The organism is Cyclobacterium xiamenense (assembly GCF_042140265.1).
GTDB lineage: Bacteria > Bacteroidota > Bacteroidia > Cytophagales > Cyclobacteriaceae > Cyclobacterium > Cyclobacterium xiamenense_A.
Genome location: NZ_CP159481.1, coordinates 5,360,519 through 5,383,357, shown reverse-complemented (window position 1 = coordinate 5,383,357; position 22,839 = coordinate 5,360,519). Strand labels below are relative to the sequence as shown.

21 protein-coding genes are annotated in these 22,839 nt (G+C 41.5%); 3 read left to right on the top strand and 18 right to left on the bottom strand.

Annotated elements, in window-relative coordinates:
• Positions 1-6 precede the first annotated feature (6 nt).
• The 4 genes from ABWH99_RS22075 to ABWH99_RS22060 all read right to left on the bottom strand — a co-directional run bounded on the left by ABWH99_RS22075 (position 7) and on the right by ABWH99_RS22060 (position 6,370).
• Positions 7-1,695: a GMC oxidoreductase gene (locus tag ABWH99_RS22075; protein WP_375583932.1), complete on the bottom strand. Its 1,689-nt coding sequence runs from the start codon at positions 1,693-1,695 to the stop codon at positions 7-9.
• Between the two features lie 10 nt (positions 1,696-1,705).
• Positions 1,706-3,940 carry an alpha/beta fold hydrolase gene (locus ABWH99_RS22070; protein WP_375583931.1) on the bottom strand — a complete coding sequence of 745 codons (2,235 nt, stop codon included), beginning with the start codon at positions 3,938-3,940 and terminating at the stop codon, positions 1,706-1,708.
• A gap of 323 nt (positions 3,941-4,263) precedes the next feature.
• Positions 4,264-5,268, bottom strand: a complete 1,005-nt coding sequence (locus ABWH99_RS22065) for an alpha/beta fold hydrolase (protein WP_375583930.1) — start codon at positions 5,266-5,268, stop codon at positions 4,264-4,266.
• Between the two features lie 166 nt (positions 5,269-5,434).
• On the bottom strand, positions 5,435-6,370 hold the full coding sequence (locus ABWH99_RS22060) for an alpha/beta hydrolase (RefSeq protein WP_375583929.1): 936 nt from the start codon (positions 6,368-6,370) through the stop codon (positions 5,435-5,437).
• Positions 6,371-7,089: 719 nt separating this feature from the next.
• On the opposite strand from ABWH99_RS22060, the gene tnpB reads away from it, so the two are divergent.
• Positions 7,090-7,437, top strand: a complete 348-nt coding sequence (tnpB, locus tag ABWH99_RS22055; protein ID WP_375582539.1) for an IS66 family insertion sequence element accessory protein TnpB — start codon at positions 7,090-7,092, stop codon at positions 7,435-7,437.
• A gap of 74 nt (positions 7,438-7,511) precedes the next feature.
• The gene (locus ABWH99_RS22050) at positions 7,512-9,101 is read left to right on the top strand and encodes an IS66 family transposase (RefSeq protein ID WP_375583928.1); all 1,590 of its coding nucleotides are present in this window, start codon (positions 7,512-7,514) and stop codon (positions 9,099-9,101) included.
• Between the two features lie 210 nt (positions 9,102-9,311).
• Here the strand turns inward: ABWH99_RS22050 and ABWH99_RS22045 are convergent, their stop codons facing one another.
• The 14 genes from ABWH99_RS22045 to ABWH99_RS21980 all read right to left on the bottom strand — a co-directional run bounded on the left by ABWH99_RS22045 (position 9,312) and on the right by ABWH99_RS21980 (position 21,412).
• A complete protein-coding gene (locus tag ABWH99_RS22045; protein WP_375583927.1) occupies positions 9,312-9,740 on the bottom strand; it encodes a VOC family protein in 429 nt (142 codons plus the stop codon).
• Positions 9,741-9,931: 191 nt separating this feature from the next.
• Positions 9,932-11,173 (bottom strand): pentapeptide repeat-containing protein, encoded by a 1,242-nt coding sequence (locus ABWH99_RS22040; protein WP_375583926.1) that lies wholly within the window; start codon positions 11,171-11,173, stop codon positions 9,932-9,934.
• Between the two features lie 199 nt (positions 11,174-11,372).
• Positions 11,373-12,155, bottom strand: coding sequence for a hypothetical protein (locus tag ABWH99_RS22035; RefSeq protein ID WP_375583925.1), 783 nt, complete (start codon positions 12,153-12,155; stop codon positions 11,373-11,375).
• On the bottom strand, positions 12,152-12,538 hold the full coding sequence (locus ABWH99_RS22030) for a hypothetical protein (protein ID WP_375583924.1): 387 nt from the start codon (positions 12,536-12,538) through the stop codon (positions 12,152-12,154). The genes ABWH99_RS22035 and ABWH99_RS22030 overlap by 4 nt, the downstream gene beginning before the upstream one ends.
• Positions 12,539-12,652: 114 nt before the next feature.
• Positions 12,653-14,251 (bottom strand): DUF2326 domain-containing protein, encoded by a 1,599-nt coding sequence (locus ABWH99_RS22025; protein ID WP_375583923.1) that lies wholly within the window; start codon positions 14,249-14,251, stop codon positions 12,653-12,655.
• Positions 14,235-14,468: an ABC-three component system middle component 7 gene (locus ABWH99_RS22020; RefSeq protein WP_375583922.1), complete on the bottom strand. Its 234-nt coding sequence runs from the start codon at positions 14,466-14,468 to the stop codon at positions 14,235-14,237. Before ABWH99_RS22020 ends, ABWH99_RS22025 begins: the two co-directional genes overlap by 17 nt.
• Positions 14,465-15,229, bottom strand: a complete 765-nt coding sequence (locus ABWH99_RS22015) for an ABC-three component system protein (RefSeq protein WP_375583921.1) — start codon at positions 15,227-15,229, stop codon at positions 14,465-14,467. Before ABWH99_RS22015 ends, ABWH99_RS22020 begins: the two co-directional genes overlap by 4 nt.
• A 91-nt stretch (positions 15,230-15,320) precedes the next feature.
• Positions 15,321-16,460: an FAD-dependent monooxygenase gene (locus ABWH99_RS22010; RefSeq protein WP_375583224.1), complete on the bottom strand. Its 1,140-nt coding sequence runs from the start codon at positions 16,458-16,460 to the stop codon at positions 15,321-15,323.
• 708 nt (positions 16,461-17,168) lie between these two features.
• Positions 17,169-18,497: a hypothetical protein gene (locus tag ABWH99_RS22005; RefSeq protein WP_375583920.1), complete on the bottom strand. Its 1,329-nt coding sequence runs from the start codon at positions 18,495-18,497 to the stop codon at positions 17,169-17,171.
• Positions 18,498-18,687: 190 nt separating this feature from the next.
• Positions 18,688-18,975 carry a hypothetical protein gene (locus ABWH99_RS22000; RefSeq protein WP_375583919.1) on the bottom strand — a complete coding sequence of 96 codons (288 nt, stop codon included), beginning with the start codon at positions 18,973-18,975 and terminating at the stop codon, positions 18,688-18,690.
• 297 nt (positions 18,976-19,272) lie between these two features.
• Positions 19,273-19,863 (bottom strand): hypothetical protein, encoded by a 591-nt coding sequence (locus ABWH99_RS21995; RefSeq protein ID WP_375583918.1) that lies wholly within the window; start codon positions 19,861-19,863, stop codon positions 19,273-19,275.
• A 133-nt stretch (positions 19,864-19,996) separates the two neighbouring features.
• Positions 19,997-20,851 (bottom strand): tyrosine-type recombinase/integrase, encoded by an 855-nt coding sequence (locus ABWH99_RS21990; RefSeq protein ID WP_375583917.1) that lies wholly within the window; start codon positions 20,849-20,851, stop codon positions 19,997-19,999.
• Between the two features lie 51 nt (positions 20,852-20,902).
• Complete coding sequence (locus ABWH99_RS21985; protein ID WP_375583916.1) at positions 20,903-21,103, bottom strand: hypothetical protein; 201 nt, start codon at positions 21,101-21,103, stop codon at positions 20,903-20,905.
• A 177-nt stretch (positions 21,104-21,280) separates the two neighbouring features.
• A complete protein-coding gene (locus tag ABWH99_RS21980) occupies positions 21,281-21,412 on the bottom strand; it encodes a hypothetical protein (RefSeq protein ID WP_375583915.1) in 132 nt (43 codons plus the stop codon).
• Between the two features lie 140 nt (positions 21,413-21,552).
• Between ABWH99_RS21980 and ABWH99_RS21975 the strand changes: the two genes are divergently transcribed.
• A complete protein-coding gene (locus ABWH99_RS21975) occupies positions 21,553-22,812 on the top strand; it encodes an agmatine/peptidylarginine deiminase (RefSeq protein WP_375583914.1) in 1,260 nt (419 codons plus the stop codon).
• Positions 22,813-22,839 lie beyond the last annotated feature (27 nt).

The window sequence follows — 22,839 nt, the reverse complement described above, 5'->3', positions numbered from 1 at the left end:
AACAGCTTATAAACTTCCATTAGTATATTGTTCAGCCGCATAATTGGCCGCACGTGCAGTCAGCGCCATGTATAAAATTGATGGACTCTGATTGCCTGTACTTGTCATGCAGGCACCATCTGTGACAAAGACATTTTTGCAGTGGTGCAACTGATTGTACTGATTAAGCATGGAGGTATTGGGGTCTTTGCCCATGCGTACTCCGCCCATTTCGTGGATGTCCAGCCCCGGATTTTGCTTATTGTCTCTAAGCTCTATGTTATTACATCCTACTACCTCCATCATTTTTTTCGATTCCTCATGAAAATCCTGAATCATCAATTCGTCATTTTCATCGTAACCGATATCCATGACCAATTGGGGAATGCCCCAAGGATCCTTTTTGTCCTTACTTAGAAAAACCTGATTGCTTTCCTTGGGCAGTGTTTCACCTTGCATGTACATGTATACCCTCCAAGGACCGGGCTCACTTAGTCTGTGCTTGAAATCAATTCCAAGTTGGGGTTCTGATGTTGGCACACTGGTTCGTTTAGGCCGAAAGGCACCCATAAATGTCATATAACCTCCCAAGAATTTTGCATTGCGTTTTTCAAAGTTTTTAAAATTAGGCATTATAGGACCTGACGGAACCTTCCCATCGATGTAGATATCATCAAAACCATCAATGGTAGCCCAGGCACTTGGCCGATAATTGTGGAAGCATATATATTTTCCCAGGACACCGCTGTCATTTCCCAAGCCATTTGGAAAGCGATTTGACCTGGAGTTCAGTAGAATAAGATTGGTGTTTAATGCCGAGGCATTTACGAAAATAATCCTGGCCTCGATTAGTTGTACCTCTTTGGTAATGGTATCGATGATCTGAACACCCTTAGCTTTTTGAGATAAGTGATCATATACGATAGATTCTACAACGGTGTTTGGTCTTATGGTTAGGTTTCCTGTTTTCTTTGCCCAGGGCAATGTAGAAGATACCGAACTAAAGTATCCACCCAGTGGACAACCTCTTACACAGAGGTTCCTACATTGGCATTTGCCCCGGCCCTGTTGAAGATGGATATCCTCCGGTTCACTCAAATGTGCCCATCGGCCAGCTACCATTTTCCGGTCTGGGAAATGTTTGCTCAACGTTTTTTGCATATGTTGTTCCACACAATTCAACGGGAAGGGCGGCAGGTAATCTCCATCCGGCATGGAATCCACACCATCTGCGCCCCCACATACACCAGCAAACTTTTCAACATAGGAATACCAGTTGGCGATATCATCATAGCCAATTGGCCAAGGAATCCCGTATCCAAATCGTTCAGGGGCCTTGAATTCATTATCACTCCAGCGGTTGCTGGCTCGACCCCAGGTAAGTGATCTGCCACCAACCTGATAACCACGAATCCAGTCAAAGGGCTTTTTTTGAATATAGGGGTGCTCTTCATCCTTGATAAAAAAATGTGCCGATCCCTCATCAAACAGCCATGCCTTCGAGGAAATCGGGTTGGCATCTGTATAGTCCTTCGGCATTACTCCCCGGTGTTCCAGTTCCCATGGGTGCTTGGTAGCAGTGGGATAATCTTTGATATGCTGAATATCCCGACCTCGCTCCAGGACTACTGTCTTTAGGCCTTTTTCACATAATTCTTTGGCAGCCCAGCCTCCGGAAATTCCCGAGCCAATTACTATCGCGTCATAGTTAGTCATCAATTTATGTTTATTCTGATTTTGGTTTATTTAGCCAATCAATAAGTGCTGCACTGAATGCCTCCGGTTCCTCTAACTGTGGTGTATGGCCGCTCTTTTCGAAAATGATCAACTTAAAGTCCGGAATGCTCTCATAGGAAGGGCTCCAAAGCGTGTAGGGAATCACATAATCATACTTTCCTAAACCTACAAACACGGGAACGCTTATCGGTACAGGTGGATCAAACATATGGTAATCAAGGAACACACGGGTGAAAATGTGCTGTGTCACTTCGGAATGTACCGTCATATCTTTCCAGAGCCAGCCTGCATCGTATTCCGGATCGTACCAATACTGGGGAGCCATATTGTTGTACCTCGCAACCGCTTCTTTTTGTCCCGTCAGCCGATCGAATTCTTTTGTCTGCCCCCAGTTTTTTTCCTGAAGTGCTTTCCGTTTTGGGGAGGCGGTTTCCCAAATGGCTGCAGCCTTTTCTTGATAGGTAGCATTACCCCATTCGGCAGGTGAGCCTATCACAATGAGTCCGGACACTTTATCTCCATGTTTTTTGACATACTCTGTAGCCATGGTGCCATGTATGCTGTGTCCCATGATCAATGGCTTCTCAAGGCCAACGGCCGCCCGTATCTGTTCGATATCTTCAACAATGGTCTCAATGGTAACCTGGTTTAGATCTTCTTTGGCATACCCCTTGGCAAACCATTTCATATCCACGAAGTACATTTTCAAATGCTGCCTTAGCGTATCTGAAAAGGTTCGGGGATAATAAATCGAGGAACCAATCACCAAACAGGGAATCCCTTCGCCTTCGATCGTGTATTCCAATGTGCTTCCATCGATCGCTATGCTTCCAGCGTTCAGTGCTTTACGTTCGCTTTTGGCAAGTATTTCAAAATGGCTATTGTCTGCCATGGTTCTAACCACCAAAGATGGCGGCAAATCTCCCAAGGCCTTACATTCGTTCTCCATGTCTTTGAAAAGTGCCCTGGCGACCTCTTTGTTGCCTTCAAATAAATTATTCCGTTCTTCAGGGTCCTGCCTGATGTTGAATAGTAAGGTATCATGAGGCGCTACCGCTTGCCGCCATGTACTTGCCTCATTTCCCCCATAAGGTTTTTTGATTTTCCAGTCTCCTTTTCGGTACCCCTCTAAGACGTCCCGATTAAAAAACAGAAAAGAATCGCCATCCCTTTTTCCCCTTCCTGACAAAACCCGGGATAGATCCTTTCCATCCAGGGTAAGGTTATTGGGCAGTGTTGCACCTGTTAATTTCGCAATGGTTGGAAACCAGTCCATCTGGGTAGCCAGGCCATCATGTACCGAGCCCTCTGGAATATGGCCCTTCCACATAGCGACTGTTGGTACTCTCATGCCTCCTTCAAAGGTGTAATTCTTCCCTTCCCTTAATGGTCCGGCAGAACCTCCCAGTTCTTTCATCGCCAGCCATGGGCCATTATCACTTGAAAAAATGATTAATGTATTCTCCAGCAGATTTTCCGATTCTAATTTATTCAGGACCTGTCCGACACTCCAATCCAATTCCTGAACGGCATCTCCGTAAAGTCCCCTCTTTGAGCTGCCTATGAATTCATCTGAGGCATAAATTGGGACATGAGGCATATTGTGCGAGAGATACAAAAAGAAAGGCTGGTTTTTGTTTTGTTCAATAAACCGAATGGCTTCATCGGTATAGGTTTTCGTGATCAAGCGCTGATCTACTTCATGGGATTTTACATCGTTTCCTTGCATGTAGACGGCACTTGCCAAGTCATTGCTATACGGCATGCCAAAAAAATAATCAAACCCTTGCTGAAGAGGCAAATAGCGTTCCCTGTGCCCCAAATGCCATTTGCCGATTACCGCTGACTTATATCCCTTTTGTTTCAATAATTCCGCAATTGTTATTTCTTCCTCGGGCATACCGGTGAAGCTTTCGGGGAAAAAAACATCATTTATCCCCATTCTTTGTGGGTACCTACCTGTCAGTAAGGATGCCCGAGAGGGGCTACAGAGAGGAGAAGCAGAATAAAAATCCAGAAATTTGATCCCCTCAATTGCCAATCGGTCAATATGAGGAGTATTAATATCTTTGGAACCAAAGCTGCCGATATCACCGTATCCCAAATCGTCTGCAAAAATATAAACAATATTAGGAAGTCGTTTTTCGACACGTTGCTGGGCTACTGCCGAAATTGCAATGACTAAAAATAACGCACCTGATAGTTGAATGCTGATTTTTTTCATTCCATTTTAGTATTACGCCCAACGGGTTGCAGCTACCCGAACGTGGCGATTTAAAAGTACTTCACTGTCGACCAAGCAGAAACTTTGGTACCTGCCTGCCGGTAGGCAGGTTTAACCACTGAACTGCCACTTTTGGGTAGGTGCTGTGTGTGCCTGAAATGGTGAATATAATTTAAAAAGTTGACCGTTCCAATAGGTGAAATGCCTGTCCCGATCTTTTATCGGGAAGACCCGTACGCCGGGTGGTCGTACCTCCGAAAGATAAATCTGAGCGCCTCAACCTGAGCCAGATGGCTCAGGTCGGGCTACTCGATTGTAGCTCGTTACTCCATTTTTACTTCTCCCGATAGCTTTAGGATTTCATTACAAATGATATCTGCATTTTCCTTTTGGCTGAATATGGTAATGTGACCCCCTTCTAAAAAAAACGCCTTACCATTGGTTGAAAGACTTGCTACTTCTTCCTGCATTCTTCTTCTTTCTGTTTTAATTTCTTCTGGATTTAAACCCATATCAAGAAGTGCCTTTTCGTTCAAATTGGTTCCTGCAAACACCCTTATCGGAACGGAACCAAAGTCGCTTATCGTCCCAGATATTTCCACCAACCCAGGGTACCATTTTTCCTCTTTAAGATATCCCCAAAGATATTTTCCACTAAGCGTATAATCATGGTAACGCTCAGTTACTTCCTCGGGTAAACCAGGGGCCCAAAGTATCGGACCAAGGATTCGATCAAACATACCCAGAATGCCCAGGTCTCCCGAAACTGCTCCTATATAATATAGTGTATTCAGGAATTTTGGTTCAGGAGGCATATTTAGCCTTTCGCTCTCATTGGGATGGGGAGCGTCCAAAAAAACCAATCCCACTACATCGTCTGGATAGAGTTCTGTAAATACGCGGATATAATGACCGCCGTATGAATGACCAGCCATAATATAAGGAGGTGATATCCCTGCCTTTTCCAACAGGTTATGCAATTCTCTTGCGATCGTTTCCGGGTCTCTAGGAGTATCGCTCACATCACTATATCCAATACCTGCTCGGTCATAACGAACAACCTGCATGCTGTCCTTCAGTCCTTCACCCAACCAATAATAGTATTCGGTCGGAGCTCCTGCCCCGGATTCAATTACTAAGGTTGGCTTGTTGCTTTTTGATCCAATACTATTAATGTGTAAGCTAAAACCACCAATATCCATGAGTTCACCAGGAGGTTGGGGTTTTGGTGCAAAAAGACGAAAGATTAGTCCAGCAAAAATGATAATTGCTACTAGCAATCCGATTGACTTGAGGATCCCTTTACATATTTTTAATAGGACTTTCATTAATCATAAATATTTTTTCTTGTATGAAAGACAACCGTCTCGTGTAGGAGCAGTAGCGGATTTTTACTCACAAACTTTCGGTTTTGCGCTAACCTTTGTTTTATGTTTACACGCTTCTTTTATCGCTTTAACCGCTATTACTTTTAAACATTGTTAGCATACGCTTTTATTTCCCATAAATAAATCTTAAACCATTCGTGAATCCCACTCCAAAAATGGTGCGATGAGTTTCATTTTCAATAACCTCTGATTCAAGTTTTAAATTTAATATATTTTTCTTTTTCAAGAATTTAACGAATTCTTCCTGATAGTCATTTATTCTTACATCAAATTCTCCTGAAGCCATATATAGTTTTATTGGTTTATTGAAACTTAAACTTTTATTTGAAGCTTGATTGACTAATAATTTTTCTTTATACCACAGAGAAGGTCCCAAAAGTAGATACCTGTTAAAAAGGTGTGGTTTGTCTAAAAAAGTATAGGAACCAAAGAGTCCTCCATAAGAGTGGCCATAAATAGCTCTATCTCCTTTTTTAGTTCTAAATTCTTCTTCAATAAATGGGAAAAGTTCAAATTCGAGGAAATCACTAAATTTTGGTGCACCACCTGTTGGGTCAACATTTTTATTTCCCATTCTCAAGTGCTTATCCTCTACCGGTGTTAAATCTCTGCTTCTTAACCTGTAAAAGTTCTTGTAATCCGTATTGTAAGCAATTCCCACAACCAAGATTTCTGGAATTAGTTTATCTTTAATAAGTCTTTGTACTATATAGCTGACACCTCCGAAATTTGTTTCTGCATCAATTACATATAGAACAGGATAATTATTCTCTTTTTTCTCAAAATATTCTTTGGGATAAGAAATTTTTATTTGATATTTCTGATTGTTGAATTTTGAGGTCAATTCTTTAATGTCAGTATTTGCAATAGTAACCTGAGAAGTGCTTTTCAAACTGTCAGCCAATCGAATTTGAGTTTTAAGTTCGTTTATTTTATTTCTTAAACTATCATTTTCAATTTTCAGATTTGATTTGAATTCATTCGCTTTATTACAAGCAGTTAATAGTATAAATACAGTAAGTAGGTAGAAATATTTTTTCATTCTCTAAATGTATACTAACGTGATTCAGCTTGGAGACGGCGGCCTTCCTAAGACGTTCGCTTCCAGCTTACACCTATCTTTTTAAAGATAATGATTTTCATGTTTAATCGAAACAGCCCGCCTGCCTGCGGTAGGCAGGCTGGATGCAAGGTGATATGTGTGCCTCGAATGGTGAATATAGGTCAAAAAGTGGACCGTTCCAACGGGTGAAACGCCCGTGCCGATTTCTCGGCATCCCTTATGCGCGGGAGTTCCCGATAACTATCGGGACAGGCTGTGTCCCGAAGCATTAGCAAGTCGCATTGCCTGTCCCGCTGATGCGGGAGTGGTTTGCCGTGAGAGGGCCGAACGTTAAGAAAATGTAAGCGAACGCCCACCCCCATCTATTTTTTCTGGCAGGGGTTCGAGACCTTTGCCTGCATGAAAGATTTACAAACTATTTCCCCCAGGGATTATTATCATTCCCTTTATGAAGAGTGGAAGGCCAGTGGTATTTCCGTCGGTCTGTTCTGCAAGTAATCCTCAGTCAAGTACGCCACTTTCCGGTACTGGTCCAAGAAGTTTGGGCAGGAAAAGAATGTGGACACAGGTTTTACCGAGTTGCGTGTTAGCGATCCCGAACCTGAGCCTGTTGCGGTATTGAACTTTCCCAACGGGACCAGGCTTTCCTTTCAGCGCCTTCCGGATACCGCCTGGCTCAGAGCGCTGATATCGTAAGCATGCTTTCCCTTTCCTCTTCGGTACGCTATTTTCTATACCACAAGCCTGCCGACATGCGCTGCGGAATTTACTCCCTTGCCGGCCTTGTCCAAAACAATCTGGGACTTGATCCCCTTTCGGGTGACGTGTTTATTTTTATAGGCAAACGCGGCAACCAAATGCGTTTGCTCCAGTGGGACGGAGACGGCTACGCCATGTACATCAAGCGTCTGGAGTCGGGTACGTTCGAGCGTCCTAAAAACAGCAAAACACTGGTTTCCGCCAGGGAGCTGACCCTGGTTTTGCAGGGCGTGAAGCTTGCTTCCGTACAACTCAGAAAGCGGTACGAAAGGAATATTTTCACTTAAAAAAAAGTGAAAAATATTGTAAAAAAGTGGCCTTTAAATGATTTAAAGTCACTTTTTATATTTATTTTTATACTATGAATACAGCCGTACCGGACTATAAAGCGCTCTACCTGGAAAGCCAAAAACAGTTGGCCGAAAGCAGGCGCATGCTACTGGAAACGGAACTCAAACTTAAGTTAGCCCTACTGGACGCAGCCGAACTGCGGCGCAGGCACTTCTCCTCCTCAAAATCCGACAACCGGGTGAGCGGTTCGGGCAACGGGCAGCTGGGCCTCTTCCCCTTGGGTGCCGGGGAAGCCGATGTTCAAGCCTCCGAGGAGCTTACTGCCGCCGAGGTGGAAAAGGCGAACCTGGAGCAGGACATACAGGCACGCAAGCGTAGGAAAGCCGCAGCCCGAGGTCCCCGCATGGTGTTTCCCGAAAGCCTGGAGCGGGAAATCGATATCATAGACCCCAACCAAAACCTGGAAGGATACAAAATCATCGGAGAAGAAACCAGCGAGGTGTTGGTGATGGTACCCGCCAGTTTTAAAGTGCGCAGGACCGTTCGCAGGAAATGGGCCCTCATTGACCCTTCGCAAACCGGCAAAAAGGGAGTGCTGATCGCCCCAATCCCTTCCAGGACCGTAAACAGGGGACTCTTCGATGAATCGGTTCTGGCCCACCTGCTTACCTCCAAATTCGTGGATCACCTTCCCCTGTACAGGCAGCAGCAGATGTTCAGGCGAATAGGGCTCGAAATCCCCGCCTCCACGCTCATCGACAACACCAATGCAGCCTGTAAAGCAATCACCCCAATCTACAACGCACTCAAGCGCGAAACCCTGGCCAATCTCTATCTACAGGCAGACGAAACCCGGATGCAGGTACTCGAAAACGGAGGCGTGAAGGGTTCCTCCCATAGGGGTTTCGTGTGGGCCTATCATGCCCCCGTGGACGGGTTGGTATTCTTTGACTACCGGACCGCCAGGAACAAATCCGGCCCAGAGGAGATATTGGCCAATTACAAGGGCGTGGTCCAGACAGATGCCTATGAGGTTTACCATAGTCTTTTTGCCCGCAACAAAGGCATAAAGCACTATTATTGTATGGCTCATATCCGCCGCAAGTTCGACGAGGCAGCAGTTTATGACAGAGATAGGGCTTCTTGGGCGGTGGGGACGATTGCCAAACTGTATGCAGTAGAAAAACAGATCAGGGAAGCCGAACCGCCCCTTCCCGAAAACCTCATCGTCAAAAAACGGGTGGAGGAATCCCAACCCATACTGCGGGAACTCCACGACTGGATGCTCGCCGAGTATCCCAAGGTACTCCCTTCCTCACCGATAGGAAGGGCAATCGCCTATGCACTTCCGCTCATGGACAGCATGAAGCTATACACCCTCCACGGACAACTTCAGATTGACAACAACCTTATTGAAAACGCCATCAGACCGATTGCCCTGGGACGGAAAAACTACCTGTTCGCTGGTACCCACGCCACTGCTCAGAATGCCGCAATGATCTACTCCCTGTTCGCGACTTGCAAAAAGCACGAGGTAAATCCCCATGACTGGCTGCTCGACGTGCTGCGAAAACTCAACAACCCCACCTATGACGGCAAGTTCTCCGACCTGCTGCCCCACAGATGGAAAAATCATCAAGGGAATCCCAGAAAATTTTAATAGGGGGTTGGCCGTTTGCTTACAAAAAATGACCCCTTTGAGTCATTTTAGCGAAGGGCCGGATTGCAGGGCCGGTAGAGCCAGTCCCGATTTTTCGGGAAGACCCGTACGCTTGGTGGTGTGAGAGCCTCCACCTGAGCCATTTGGCTCAGGTGGAGGCTACTCGATTGGCAGTAGTTATTTTTATTTTTAATGGTTACTTGTCGTTAATTATTCAGTAAGCACAAATTGCCATGAAATTCCATATTTGTCTTGACACCATCCGAATTTCTTACCAAATCCGTAGTCTCCTTCACCTTTGTAATCGTCTAAAGGAACCATTACTTGACCACCATTTGAAGAAAGTTTCTCGAAAAGTGTTTGTATCAAATCATCAGAATTGTCACTTATAAAAATTGAAACGGCATGTGAAAATGTCCAAGCATGATTATAATTACTTTCAGATACCATATAATCAGTTCCATTTAATGTAAATACTCCATATTTGATAAGCTCCGGTGTTCCACCGGCTTCTCCTTCTCTGTATTTTGTTATGCTTTTAATTTCAGAATTCGGAAAGATGGAAGTGTAAAATCTTATTGCTTTCTCACCCTTTCCGCATTGGTCGCCTACAAATGTTAGAAATGTCGTTGTGGTCATTTTTTCAATTTTAATAATGGTTATTTTCGGTTTTGTCTAATTACTGCCAACGGTTTGCATATGGTTTGTGGCGGTTTCGAGGCACTTTTCAGTCTATCAAAACCAATACTGGATAGGAGGCGAAAAGTTTGCTCGTAGCCATTCACTCGCCATTAGCTATATGCATTGTTATGTGCTGTATTTTTCATTTTCTACACTGGTAATTCTGTGTCTATTAATTTGATGTTTTTTGTGTTGCAATTAGTCAATTTTGCTTTGTAAGGAATAGTATTATTTCCTGTTCCAAAGTCACATTTGGTCAGTGTAGTGTCCTCAAAATCGCAGTTAGTCAAATTGACACCCCAGAATCTACATTCGTCCAACTTACTTTTCTTATAATTGCATAATATCAATGTAGCATACCAGAAATTACAAACCAATAATTCGCTGTCTTCAAAATTACAGCTCTTCAATAAGCTTTCTTTGAACTCACATGTTTTTATCCTAGTGTCCTTAAATGAGCAGTTTTCCATGGTGCTTTTATTTAAATCGCATTTATTATTTATTCTGCTACCGTGAAAATCGCATTCCAGAAAGACTCCTCCTCTAAAACCACAATTTATTATATCTGTGCAGGCAATATAGCAGTCTTTAAATTCTCCACCCAAATAACAATCAGTAAATGACACATTCATGAAATTGCACTTTGCTGTCTTGCCTGTAAAACTGCAATGATATAATTTGGCATTTATAAAATTACAATCGGTAGAAGATCCTTCATAGAAATAGCATGTTGCCAATGTGGCTTCCTCAAATCTGCAATTTTTTAATAGAGCATCACGAAAATCGCAATCTGAAAAATCTCCTTTAAAAAAATTACAATCTTCTAATACACAGTTTTCAAAGTTTACTTTGTGCATTTCAATTCTTGGAAGGCTTAGATACTTTAAAACACTAAACGATAAATCATAAGAGTACTTTTTATAAACATTATTTTTCCCGTTGTAGTTAAGGAATAAATAATTAATCAGCGTTTGAATTACAACAGGGCATTTATTTGGACTAATGTAAAGACTTGCAGAGTTCTCCCTTAAATAACTACAAAACAAATTATGTACAATTCGTGTATAGCTTTTATTTTCTATGGCAATTTGGTGTAAAACATGAATACCCCCTAAAACAACAGTAGAATTGCTATTGCTTAAATGTCCTACTGCATTGTTAAAACGATTTTCAATATTACCCTTTTCTATTGCATGTACTTGTTTTGCCACATAATACAAAGCAATCAATGCACCAAGCCCGCCAATGGTTGAAAGAATAACTCTAAATAATTCACCTCGTGGATTGTCCTTTGCAAAAAAGTAACTTAAATCCGAAAAATGGGCTACAAGAAAGTATATCAGTGCAAATCCAACTATGCTTGTAGAAATATATATAATCTTTAACCTCATATTTCTTGTAGTCGGATTTTAATTAGTTCTATCATTTTATAGGTCGCAGATTATGGCACATAACGTTTTGCAGCTACCCGAAGGTCGCGATTTCGAAGCACTTCACTGTCAACCAAGCACAAACTTTGATAGAAGCACATAGCTTGATTTAACCACTGAACCGCCACTTTTTGGTAGGTGCTGTTGGCAGCTGGTGTTTTCATACTATGTAACCTATCCATTCGCCATCTAAGTTAAATTGATTGAAACCCTTTGAATTATTTGAAATAATATAGCTTATCTGCTGATTCGAATTAAAGTCGAACACCACATATCCCTTGTCAATTGCAACAGCATAATATATAGCTTCATTATTGAAGTCATAAAGGATTAGAACTTTGTCATTAGCCTTGATTGCATATAGAATAGGATTGGCATTTAAGTCGTAAATATAAAATCCGTCAAATGAAGGATTTAGTTTTGGGTTTATTCTTGAGTTGTATTTTGGGTTAATTGTCGAGTTGTATTTTGGGTTAATTGTCGAGTTGTATTTTGGGTTAATTGTCGAGTTGTATTTTGGATTAATTGTCGAGTTGTATTTCGGATTAATTGTCGAGTTGTATTTCGGATTAATTGTCGAGTTGTATTTCGGATTAATTGTCGAGTTATATTTTGGGTTAATTGTCGAGTTGTATTTTGGATTAATTGATGAATTGTATTTTGGATTTTTAAAACTTGCTCTAACAGTTGCTGTATCTTTTTTTACCAAGTCAATTAAAATAATAGTTTCTGTTTCTCCATCAATGAGTGAAAAGAATATTCTATAATCATCAACTTTGTGAACAAATACATTATTTAAGGAAATCTCGTATTTGCTCTGAATAGAATTTACATCAGTTATATTACTAAGCTCGTCAATGAAGCTCAACAATTTTTGTTGGAAAGCCAAATCAGAGTACCCATTTAGTTTCGTTTTGAATGCTTCTGTTGCTAAAACTTTCATTTCTTTAATTTTTTTAATTCGGCTCTTATATCTATGAGCTCTGTCAATTGTTTGCCTTCTTTTATATCCTTTTTATATCGTTCTGTAATTTCAGGCAAGCACTGATTTATAATGTATGCCTTACAGTAATCGTCATCAAGAAATCTTAAGATATTCTTTTCGTGCAGATAAATAAAGCGATTATAGAGATACAGCAAAACGGCATATGCACATAATAACCAAAAAGTTGTTGTTTTATAAAAGGTAAACCATTCCAATTTTCCATTAATTGTAATTTCCGTTATAAAACCACTACAAAGTATTCCCGATAGTAAAACAGACAATATAAATATTCCCGTTCTCACTTCAGGTAAATCTCTAATGTAGTTTAATATTTTACTCATTAATTCAACTGTTTATGATTAGTCTGGTTGTCCTTTACACTTGCTGCCAACGGCCCCGCTATGAAACGTGTCCCGAAGGGCATGTTTTATAGCGATTGTTGGCTGCTGGGCTTTTTATCGCCAGTCACGGTTGAAAAGTTTTCTTGTCTCGGATAGATGAAGTGTGCACTTATTTGTCAGAACTTTCTGTGACTCGTCCGAAAACTTATTTATGCCATCAAGCGCGATGAATATTTGTTTATCAAAATTTTGGTACTGGTCAATTATCCGATCAATTGCCCTATCTTCTATATTCTTGAATAACACTGAATCGTGAATTAACAAGGGCAAGTCAGTCAAACTCAATATTGCCAAGTCAAATTCGATTAAGTCGGCAAAGGATTTACCCGTTCCAGTATTTGAAGAATGGTCAAAGCTGTATCTCTTACGTTTGAGTGAGATACGCGGGATTTTTTTCTTTTCAGAATGAATTTCTTTATTGATCCTGATCAACTCATTATTGATCTGGACCTCTATATCTAAAAGTATGTTGTTTATTGTTTCGTCCAGGTTTAGATTCAACGCTTTGACATCTTCAGCTACAGTTTCTCTTTGTTCGTAAAACTTGTTCGACTCTTTAAGTTTATTGGCTTGAATAGTCAAGTCATATATCTTCTCAACTATGAAATTAGGTCTTTGGACATTCGATAATAGTTGGTCGATTTTTTGATTAATTAAGGAAATCTGCAGCTTAAATTCCTCATTTTCCGAGTTTAGTATCTCCTTGGTGGCCTCAAGTTCTCTTTGTAAGATTTTAGCAATGTTGTTGTGAAATGTTTCTATTTCGTTGATTTTATCTTCATTCGGATTTTCGAAAAACTGAGATAATCTGTTAAAATACTTACTCTTTACTCTTTTTGAAGAAAGGTTAATTTCTAATCTTCTCATTTTATTTTGAACGGATGACTGAGCGTCTAATAACCTTTGCTTTTCTGTTTTTAGATCAATAATCTCCTTGTTCGAAAGTTCTTCAATATTTAAAGTGAATTTTAACAGATTGTTTTGAATTTCCTCAACTTCATTATTTAACCTTTCGATTTCTTTTTCATTCCTCAAATAGTCTGTCTTCGTTATTTTAGGAACGATGTTCTTTTTGACCATTCCAGCCAATATCTTTTTTGACTCTTCTTGGCTTTTTATCTCGTTAGCAGTAACAGCAATCTCATTGTATAGGCCGAATAGTTTTATGATATTTTCTATTGAAATACTTTCTGCCTCCTTAATTGAATTTTGTATTGGTTTATCTACATTGTAATTATCCTTTCCCCAAATTCTCGAATATGGATTTATAGCCGCCCGAAAGGAGGATTCAATTCTGAGGTTATAATGGTTCTTTAGCTGATTCGTAAATGAGTTGGTACTTATTTCGCTCGTAATGTTGTATTCACTATCGCAAATACCTACTGTGCCACTTGTGCTTGTAGAGCGCTGGTAGTAATATGAAGTCTCGTTAAATTCAAATCTGAACATAAAAGTTAAGTCGCCCAACTGGTTAATTGCTCCAGAATCCTTTTCAAGAAATGAGTTACCTCCAAGTACAAAGTCAATTATCATGAGTAGTGTTGATTTCCCAATCGAATTTGTAGAGTAATCATCACCAAGGACGGTGTTAAGGCCTTCCTTAAACTGTAAGGTCTTCTCGATAAAATGATCGCACTTAATTTCTTTTAGCATACTTAATGGTTTCTGTTTTAAAATCCACCTCTATCATGTCTAAAGCATAAAGAACATCAAGCGACAATATGAATTCATCTGCATTGTTGAATTTATTCTTGGTCTTGGAGTATAGTTCATGGATGTTCATATAAGAATCACTCTGTACTTCCAATATGGATAACATTTTGTAAATGATGGAATCTTTGATTCTGATATGTTTATTTGGATAAATCATTCGAACACTTCACAATTTTGAATAAAGTATGAGATTAAGACTTCCGCCGCCTCATTTGTTTCTTGACTGGTTCTTTTTGATAACCAATTGACCATAGCGTCAAAAATTGCTTTTTGATTAAGGTCCTTATTCTGCTTGCATAGAAGGAGATAATGGGTTCTTACTTGGGAAGAAATAGTCTCTGTTGTCAGTGGAGTAACCTTGTCAATATCAATAAACTTTGATTTAACTATATGGTAGTAGTCCTGTACGTTTCTGTGGATTTTTGTAAGAACAGTTATGGTATCATCCACCTTCGTATCAATTGCTTTAGAGTCATATTTCAATATATCTTCTTTTTCAAGGTCAATTTCATCATTTGAAAGAATATCTATTATTTCGAACATCTCATTTTCAACCTTCGTGTCGCCCCATAGTGATTTTTCAGCCGTTCTCCTCAATAGTGTTTTCTTTATTGCGACAAGGTTTTGGTACTCTTCTACAGTTCTTGGTTTATCGAATTTTGTATGGCATATATCACAAAGACAAATTAGATTTTTCAAATCGTTAGGGTCGGTACTTAACCTCTCTTGGTCTTTTAACAATTCCTTTTCTTCTGGCTTAGGGTTAAGTGGATAAATATGGGCAATCTCGTAATTCTTTCTATTCTGGTCGTTTTTTTCATACATGAGGGTGTTAGGGCATAATGGGCACATTCCTTCAACCTCTGAATAAAGTATCAGATTGTCATTTTCCGTGAATTTTTTCCTATCGTTACTCATTCAGTCGTCTTGTTTTGCCTTGCAGCCAACGTTCCCGCTATGAAACGTGTCCCGAAGGGCATGTTTTTATAGCGATTGTTGGCATTAGTTTTCATTTGTCAATAGCATACAGTTTGTTCATTTGCGAGTTTATTACACTATCAGGAGTCATTTTCATCAGTAGTTTCATAATTGGTTGTCCAATTGTACTATGCGCCATTTTTCCAAATTGCCAGGAGGTATTGACAACGTAATCTACTTTTTCTCTCCTTTTTAGCTGGAACTCTTCAAATGCTCCTTGTACGTTTTGTGGTGATTTAGACAAATATTTACTGATGTAAAAAGCATCCTCAATACCCTGACAAGCTCCTTGTCCCATGTTAGGAGTAGTAGCATGAGCGGCATCACCTATAAGACACATTTTAGACTGGTACCAATCAGGAAGTCTCTTTAAGTCATGAAGTATTGCCTGATGAATATTCGTTGATTCAGTATTGGCGATAAGTTCATTTATAATGGGAGAGAAGCTCTCAAAAAGTTTTGTGATAAATTTTTTTCGATCCAGTCCATCTACTTTTTTCAGATGCTCAACATTTGCGACTGCAAACCAATAGACTTCCTCTTTCGCGATTTGAGAAAAACCAAACCGGATTTGTTTGCCCCATGCTTCTTGTCCCAGGCTTTTTAAAGAATCTGGTAGGTTCATTTTAGATATACCTCTCCAGCAAACTTGCCCTGAATTACGTAATGGTGAATTAGGGAAAAGTGCTTTTCTAACTGATGAGTCAATTCCGTCAGCTCCCAATAATATATCGACTGAGTCTTCGCCATCTTCAAATTGCAGATTTATTGAATCTGAACTAAAGCTGTGGTGGATGTATTTTTTATTGAGATGAACCTCATTTGATTTCAGCACTTCGTTGTAAAGAATTTTTTGCAACCTGGCACGATGTATAGCAATTGTCCTGTTTCCATCCTCATCCTGTACTACCTCACTTTTGATTTTTTTAATAGGAATTAGCTGATTATTGGTGATTTCCATTTTATTCAGCTCGATTCCCTGTTTCTGTATCTCCCCTTTTAAACCAAGCCAATCCAAAACCTTAATTGCATTCGGTTGAAGCCAAATGCCAGCCCCAATTTCATTGAGTTCAACAGCTTGCTCGTAAACAACTGATGTGATTCCTGATTTACGAAGTGCCAACGCAGCTGTAAGCCCTGTAATTCCTCCACCGATAATTCCTATTTTCATACGTTCTACAATTAATGCCAACGTCCTGGGCTTGTGGGCGGCGGGCAATTCCGGAGCCCTTTTCTTCCCAGATTTCAAAAACTTCCTTAAATGTACTAAAATAATATTTTACTCGTGAACTGCCTGCTGCACCCAAGCTTGGGTTACAGGACGGGCGTATACGTGCAGTTTTTCCCGGTGGTACCGGTCAAATTTTCAGAACCTGAATGGCCTCACTGTACTACCTGGACCGGATCTTTTCATTCAGTTCGAAACCCTTTCGGTTCCCTGGATGGCCGCCCCCCGGTGGATCAACACTTTCAGGGTTGTTCCGGCAGCTTCCCCATAGCGTCCAGTCCCTCCGATCTTCCTCTTTAAAGTCTTTTCCTTCCGGAGCCCTACCGCCCGGTCTTGCGCCTCCCCTGTACAGGACTGTGAGCTCCCGTAACTGGGACAAGACCCCTTCGGAAATCCCACACGTTGTCAGAAAAGGCACGCCTTCAGTCCTGAGTTTTACGCAGGCCACCTTCGGAAACCGAAAAAGTCCCTTGCCTTAGATGCCGGAAAAAACCCTATCCGGTCATTCGTGAACTTCCTAGCTATCGTGGACTTCCTTCCTAAGGCTTACCAATTTCCCTTACTTCACTTGCCTGTCCTGTAACGGTTTGTGTATGGTGCGTATCCCGCAGGGTATGCACTATACACTTTGTTATGCTGTGTTTTTTTTATTTATGATAATGATTTAGAGACTAAGTTTGATAAATCTACACCTAAATTAAAATGTCGGTCTTGGGCATCTTTCCAATCTTCCGATAAACTCATTATAGCTATTTGATTAATATCCTTATCATTGCTTAAATGACTGAATTCTCGCTTAAATAGTTCAACATATGTATTTCGGTCAGGAATCAAAATCATTTCAGAATCTGGTAAATTATTATGATCGTTCATGAAAATTGGACAATAGAGGATAGTATTCAGAATTCCACTGTTGCTATTCATTGAGTTCCTAACTTCTTCAAAATCCTTATAAAACTCTTGATTACTTGCGGCCATTAATAAAAACCAAGATACATGATGCTCAAAAGTGAAGTCATTTGATATTTGTAATTTTCTGATTATTCCTAAAGCTACATCCAAGACATATCTCTGAGCACTAATATTACCATCGAATAGAAAGAAAGTCAACGTCAAGTAAAACGGCACAAAGTCTTGGATGAAAATATCATAATCGTAATTCAAACCTGGGAGATATTCAATCTTATCAAAGGTTTCAGTTTTTTGAGCTTCAATCAACAGGTTTTTAAAATCAGTATCGCGTAAAGTATCTTTAAAATTGTAATGTAAGATTCCTAGATTGATGAACTCAGAGCAAATACTCGCATAATAGCTTTCGTAACTCAAATAGGGCAATGATTTATTGAGATATGATCTGTGAATAAACTTCACATACTGTTCTATAAACGAAATGTCTCGCGAACCAATATCTGCATAAGCTTGACCTGTCCGGTACGATTCGTTTTCTTGTATTAATTGCTCTAATTCTGTGAGAAATCTATCAAAAACAATTTCTGTCTTTATATTTTCATAATTATTGATATGCCTTATCAAATACGGAAGGTCAATATGATTATGAATTCTTCGGTGTTGTGAGATGATTTTTAAAATCAGATTTTCAGTTTGTCCGTTGTTGACTCTGAATAGGTCGTAATTATACTTTCCAAAAAGCCCCAAAAGATCATTATACTTTTCAGAGTTTTCAGCTCCGTCAATTATTATATGAAAAAAGAAGAGAGGCTTTTCGAATACTTTACTCTCCTTCCCGAAAATTTTAGTTGGATTATTGGCAATGGAATTATTACTAGTGCTTTCAATCTCGAAAATGAAAAGAGGGAATCTATCTCCTTGCTCATTAAACCAAGCGATATCAATTGCTTGACTTCCAAATGAATTTTCACTCATTGGGTATTCACTATCTGAATGATAACGCAGAATCTTTCCTAAACCAATAAGGAAATCAAATAATGTAAGGCTAGTATCGGTAGTGTGTTGACCCATTCATTTTTCTTTAATACAGCATAACGTCCGGGGCTTGTGGGCGGCGGGCAATTCCGGAGCCCTTTTCTTCCCAGATTTCAAAAACTTCCTTAAATGTACTAAAATAATATTTTACTCGTGAACTGCCTGCTGCACCCAAGCTTGGGTTACAGGACGGGCGTTTCCGTGCAGTTTTTCCCGGTGGTACCGGTCAAATTTTCAGAACCTGAATGGCCTCACTGTACGACCTGGACCGGATCTTTTCATTCAGTTCGAAACCCTTTCGGTTCCCTGGATGGCCGCCCCCCGGTGGATCAACACTTTCAGGGTTTTTCCGGCAGCTTCCCCATAGCGTCCAGTCCCTCCAATCTTCCTCTTTAAAGTCTTTTCCTTCCGGAGCCCTACCGCCCGGTCTTGCGCCTCCCCTGTACAGGACTGTGAGCTCCCGTAATTGGGACAAGACCCCTTCGGAAATCCCACACATTGTCTGAAAAGGCACGCCTTCAGTCCTGAATTTTACGCAGGCCACCTTCGGAAACCGAAAAAGTCCCTTGCCTTGGATGCCGGAAAAAACCCCATCCGGTCCTTCGTGAACTTCCTAGCTATCGTGGACTTCCTTCCGAAGGCTTACCAATTTCCCTTACTTCACTTGCCTGTCCTGTAACGGTCTCGGCTAAGAAACGTAGGGCTTTCGAAGTTATTCACTGTCCACCGAAAACAAAGTTTGCTAAATGAACAAATAGTTCTGAAAGCACTGTCTGCCCTATGTTTTCTTAGCCATTGTTGGCGGTAGTATTTATTTTCCAAATTCAAGGTTTTCTCTTGCCACGATTTGCCATCTTTTCTGCCTGTGTTTATAAAAACGTTTTGCAAAGGCAGTAATGAATCCTGTCAAAAATCCACCATAAATCTCAATGGAATCTTCGTAATAAATAGAATCTTTTCCGATGGCTTTAATACGCACATCATGATTCCAAACTTTCGCACTCTTATCCCATTCTTTTGTTGAAATTTGGTAGTTAGATGAATCAATTTTAACAATGCTCAAATAATGAATTCCACCAAATGGGATAAACCCAAAAACGCTCATTTTAGCTCCGTAAGTGCGTCCTTCCTGCCATTTTTTGGGGAAACCTTCATCATCAACAGATTTGAACTTAATCATACCTTTAGCGACAAATTGAAGCAGTTCAGGTGTTTGTACATTCTGCCAAGCTCTTCCAACTTCAATAGGTATAGTGCTTGATACAGTTAGTCTACGACCTTTAACAGTATCACCCTTATACTCAATGTAAATCTTTTCTATTTCATCAGTTGGTGTATTTTGTGATAGTACTTGCTCCATAATTAAAGTTGAAAAAGCTAGAAGTAGTGTTAGCTGTCTCATAAAGTCCAATCTTTTCATATTACCGCCAACTTGTATATATACCTGACCGGGTCAGGGTTATCTGTCCGTCTTGTGTTGGATAACCCTGATAAAATTACTTCTCTGTCCGGGTTTAATAGTACTACTCATTTCGTTAAAGATCATCAAATGGGGACTTTATTTGTTGCAGGGAGCGGGTGCTCACGTGCGTATAAATCTCCGTCGTCTTGCTGCTCTTGTGACCCAATAGTTCCTGAATGTACCGCAAATCTGTACCGTTCTCCAATAAATGGGTCGCATAGGAATGGCGAAGCCAATGGAGCGTAACGGGCTTGTTGAGCTTAACCTTACCCAAGGCTTGTTTCAATACACTCTCCAAGCTCCTGTCACTATACTTTCTCCCTTTTACCTTGCCTTCAAATAGGTAAACCTCCGGTTTATTTTCACGGTAGTACTGCCTCAGTAAAAGTACCATTTTTTCCGAAAGTGGCACAACCCTGTCTTTCCTGCCTTTGGACTGCCTGATGATCAATAATCCCCTCCTGGCATCGACATCTGCGAATTTCAATGCCAACAGTTCACTTCGTCTTAATCCGCAGGCGTAAATCAATGACAACATGGCCTTGTGTTTGATGTTGTCATGTGCTTCCAAAATCCTTTTCACCTCTTCCTTACTCAGCACATTGGGAAGCAGCATGGGCTTTTTTGGCCGTTTGATAATTTCCGGATCCAGTTTTTTTTGTACCAAAGTGCCAAAATATAGTTTCAAGGCATTGATAACCTGGGATTGGTAGGATGCTGAATACTTCCTTCTGATGATAAAATCCCTGTTGAACAATTCCAAGTCTTCATTGGTAACGGCCACTGGCTCTTTATTTCCCATGAACCGGAAAAACAAAGCCATGGCTTCCGTGTAGGTTTTGACCGTAGAATCTGCATACCTGCGGTTTCGCATCCAGTCCCTGAGCTTAGCTACTTCTGCCTGAATCGCAGGCTCAAGGATAGGCAATTCGGCAAATTTATCGGGGGGTTTTACTTTTCGCAAGCAGGAATAATCCAGCTAAACTTTCCCCCGGAAAAATCGAATCAACTCGTCCAATTGATCCTCCCGATACGGAACCCACCAGGTCTTGTGTTTTTTGGACCAGCCACATTCCGGGTAGGTTTTTACCAGCTCCTTTAGCCCAAAATCATAGGGGAACTCCAGGCAGATTACCGGCAATCCCTCGAAAACATCGTTTTTTAACACAATGGCTTTCATTTGATAAAAAAATTGATACGAACAAGATAGTGGATTTTATAATCGAAAAAAACAGAAACCCGCCGAATTACCACGGCCGCTTGGTACAGCCCGCCCAGCCTGATTCGCCTCGCCCTCCGGCAAGAAGCCGGAAACGCAGGTATACTACCCGAATCCCGGGACGTCTACGGACGATTTTTATTGGCGCCAGGCTCCTGCCCCCTTCCAAGCCAGGCTTTTCCAGCACTGCCAAGCGAACACCCGGAATACCTCCCGGTCTCCCAATACCGGTGATCCTGGATTCACCCCTGCACCCGCTTGTCTCTTCATTGGCACCTGCAGTATTTCCGCCGGGTTTCATAAAATTCAGGTTTTATTCAGAATCTTGTTGTATTTTGCCCGAATAAATTTGATCGGTAAGGCCGATTTTTCAACGATGTATAAAAAACGCTTTCAACCGGTGGCCTGATATGAATGTCATGGCCGGATTGACGGGGATGCACGGATTGCGTCGCTGTCTGTTGGCAGGATGGTCCTGTCTCGTATTTTTCCTCACTGCCTGCACGCAGGACGTTCAGGAAAACCCTCCCGCGGGGCCCCTCGCGGAATTTGATCCGCAGGAAAGCACCTTTATCTGTTGGAACCCTCAATTTCAGGAGATTTCGCTCAAACTGATTCAGGAGATCGCCAAAGACGATCGGGTCACGCTGTTCTACAACCAACGGAATCACCGCCCCGAAAACCTGGAAGCGCTCTTAGCGGCGCGGAAGGTCAACCGGAAAAATGTCAGCCTTGCCCCTTTTGAATTGGAAAAGGACAATATCTGGATCAGGGATTACGGACCGATACTCGTGGAAGACAGAGCGGGCCAGGAGGAATTGGTTGTGTTTCAGTATCCCCACGAGGAAAATCGGGAATACAATCTGTTCAGCGAACAGTATGCCACCAAAATGAGGATTCCGTTCCTGAAAAGTAAGCTCTTTAGCGCCGGAGGCGGCCGGGAGATCAATGGGCGGGGAACCATTATTTTGATTGAAGGGCACGAGAAATACATCAACCCGGGCCTTAGCCTGGAAGAAATTGAAGCGGAGTACAAGCAAAGGCTGCATCAAACGAACGTCATTTGGCTAAAAAAGGGCCTGCCGCAAGACGATCTGTTTGATAACGGACCCGTTATTGACAATATTTACGGCAATGGGGTGAATTGGCACGTAGATGAGTTTTGCCGGTTTGCCGACGCCCAAACCATCCTGCTGGCCCAGGTGGATCCGGCGGATCTTTCCCTGGACCCCTTTTACCAGGTGGTGCACGACCGCCTGGAAGAAAGCTATCGGATCCTGAAAAATGCCCGGGATCAGGATGGAAATCCGTTTACCATCATCCGGGTACCACAGGCGCCGATCATTTTTGATCAGGGGCACTACAACGGTCAGCCGATTTACTACACGCCCGTCACCAGTTATCTAAACTTTGTACTGACCAATAACCTGGTCGTCCTGCCTGCCTACCGCACAGCGGGTGATCCCGATTTTATCCGGCAAAAGGACGAGCAGGCCCAAAAGGTGTTTCAGCAGGTTTTTAAAACCAGAAAAGTGGTCACCATCGAAGCCACCGAGCTTAACTACAGTGGCGGGGGGCTCCACTGCATCACCATGCATCAGTCCAAAGTAAAAAAGCGATCCAAACTCCGGATGAAAATTGACCACACACTCAGGCGGTGGAAGGGGTAAACCGGGATCTTGAAGCCTAGACAAGTG

What these genes read in the sequence shown, in the direction of transcription:
- ABWH99_RS22075 (WP_375583932.1), bottom strand. Translation starts at nt 1,695, where the DNA reads ATGACTAACTATGACGCGATAGTAATTGGCTCGGGAATTTCCGGAGGC.
- ABWH99_RS22070 (WP_375583931.1), bottom strand. Translation starts at nt 3,940, where the DNA reads ATGAAAAAAATCAGCATTCAACTATCAGGTGCGTTATTTTTAGTCATT.
- ABWH99_RS22065 (WP_375583930.1), bottom strand. Translation starts at nt 5,268, where the DNA reads ATGAAAGTCCTATTAAAAATATGTAAAGGGATCCTCAAGTCAATCGGA.
- ABWH99_RS22060 (WP_375583929.1), bottom strand. Translation starts at nt 6,370, where the DNA reads ATGAAAAAATATTTCTACCTACTTACTGTATTTATACTATTAACTGCT.
- tnpB (WP_375582539.1), top strand. Translation starts at nt 7,090, where the DNA reads ATGCTTTCCCTTTCCTCTTCGGTACGCTATTTTCTATACCACAAGCCT.
- ABWH99_RS22050 (WP_375583928.1), top strand. Translation starts at nt 7,512, where the DNA reads ATGAATACAGCCGTACCGGACTATAAAGCGCTCTACCTGGAAAGCCAA.
- ABWH99_RS22045 (WP_375583927.1), bottom strand. Translation starts at nt 9,740, where the DNA reads ATGACCACAACGACATTTCTAACATTTGTAGGCGACCAATGCGGAAAG.
- ABWH99_RS22040 (WP_375583926.1), bottom strand. Translation starts at nt 11,173, where the DNA reads ATGAGGTTAAAGATTATATATATTTCTACAAGCATAGTTGGATTTGCA.
- ABWH99_RS22035 (WP_375583925.1), bottom strand. Translation starts at nt 12,155, where the DNA reads ATGAAAGTTTTAGCAACAGAAGCATTCAAAACGAAACTAAATGGGTAC.
- ABWH99_RS22030 (WP_375583924.1), bottom strand. Translation starts at nt 12,538, where the DNA reads ATGAGTAAAATATTAAACTACATTAGAGATTTACCTGAAGTGAGAACG.
- ABWH99_RS22025 (WP_375583923.1), bottom strand. Translation starts at nt 14,251, where the DNA reads ATGCTAAAAGAAATTAAGTGCGATCATTTTATCGAGAAGACCTTACAG.
- ABWH99_RS22020 (WP_375583922.1), bottom strand. Translation starts at nt 14,468, where the DNA reads ATGATTTATCCAAATAAACATATCAGAATCAAAGATTCCATCATTTAC.
- ABWH99_RS22015 (WP_375583921.1), bottom strand. Translation starts at nt 15,229, where the DNA reads ATGAGTAACGATAGGAAAAAATTCACGGAAAATGACAATCTGATACTT.
- ABWH99_RS22010 (WP_375583224.1), bottom strand. Translation starts at nt 16,460, where the DNA reads ATGAAAATAGGAATTATCGGTGGAGGAATTACAGGGCTTACAGCTGCG.
- ABWH99_RS22005 (WP_375583920.1), bottom strand. Translation starts at nt 18,497, where the DNA reads ATGGGTCAACACACTACCGATACTAGCCTTACATTATTTGATTTCCTT.
- ABWH99_RS21995 (WP_375583918.1), bottom strand. Translation starts at nt 19,863, where the DNA reads ATGAGACAGCTAACACTACTTCTAGCTTTTTCAACTTTAATTATGGAG.
- ABWH99_RS21985 (WP_375583916.1), bottom strand. Translation starts at nt 21,103, where the DNA reads ATGAAAGCCATTGTGTTAAAAAACGATGTTTTCGAGGGATTGCCGGTA.
- ABWH99_RS21980 (WP_375583915.1), bottom strand. Translation starts at nt 21,412, where the DNA reads ATGAAGAGACAAGCGGGTGCAGGGGTGAATCCAGGATCACCGGTATTG.
- ABWH99_RS21975 (WP_375583914.1), top strand. Translation starts at nt 21,553, where the DNA reads ATGAATGTCATGGCCGGATTGACGGGGATGCACGGATTGCGTCGCTGT.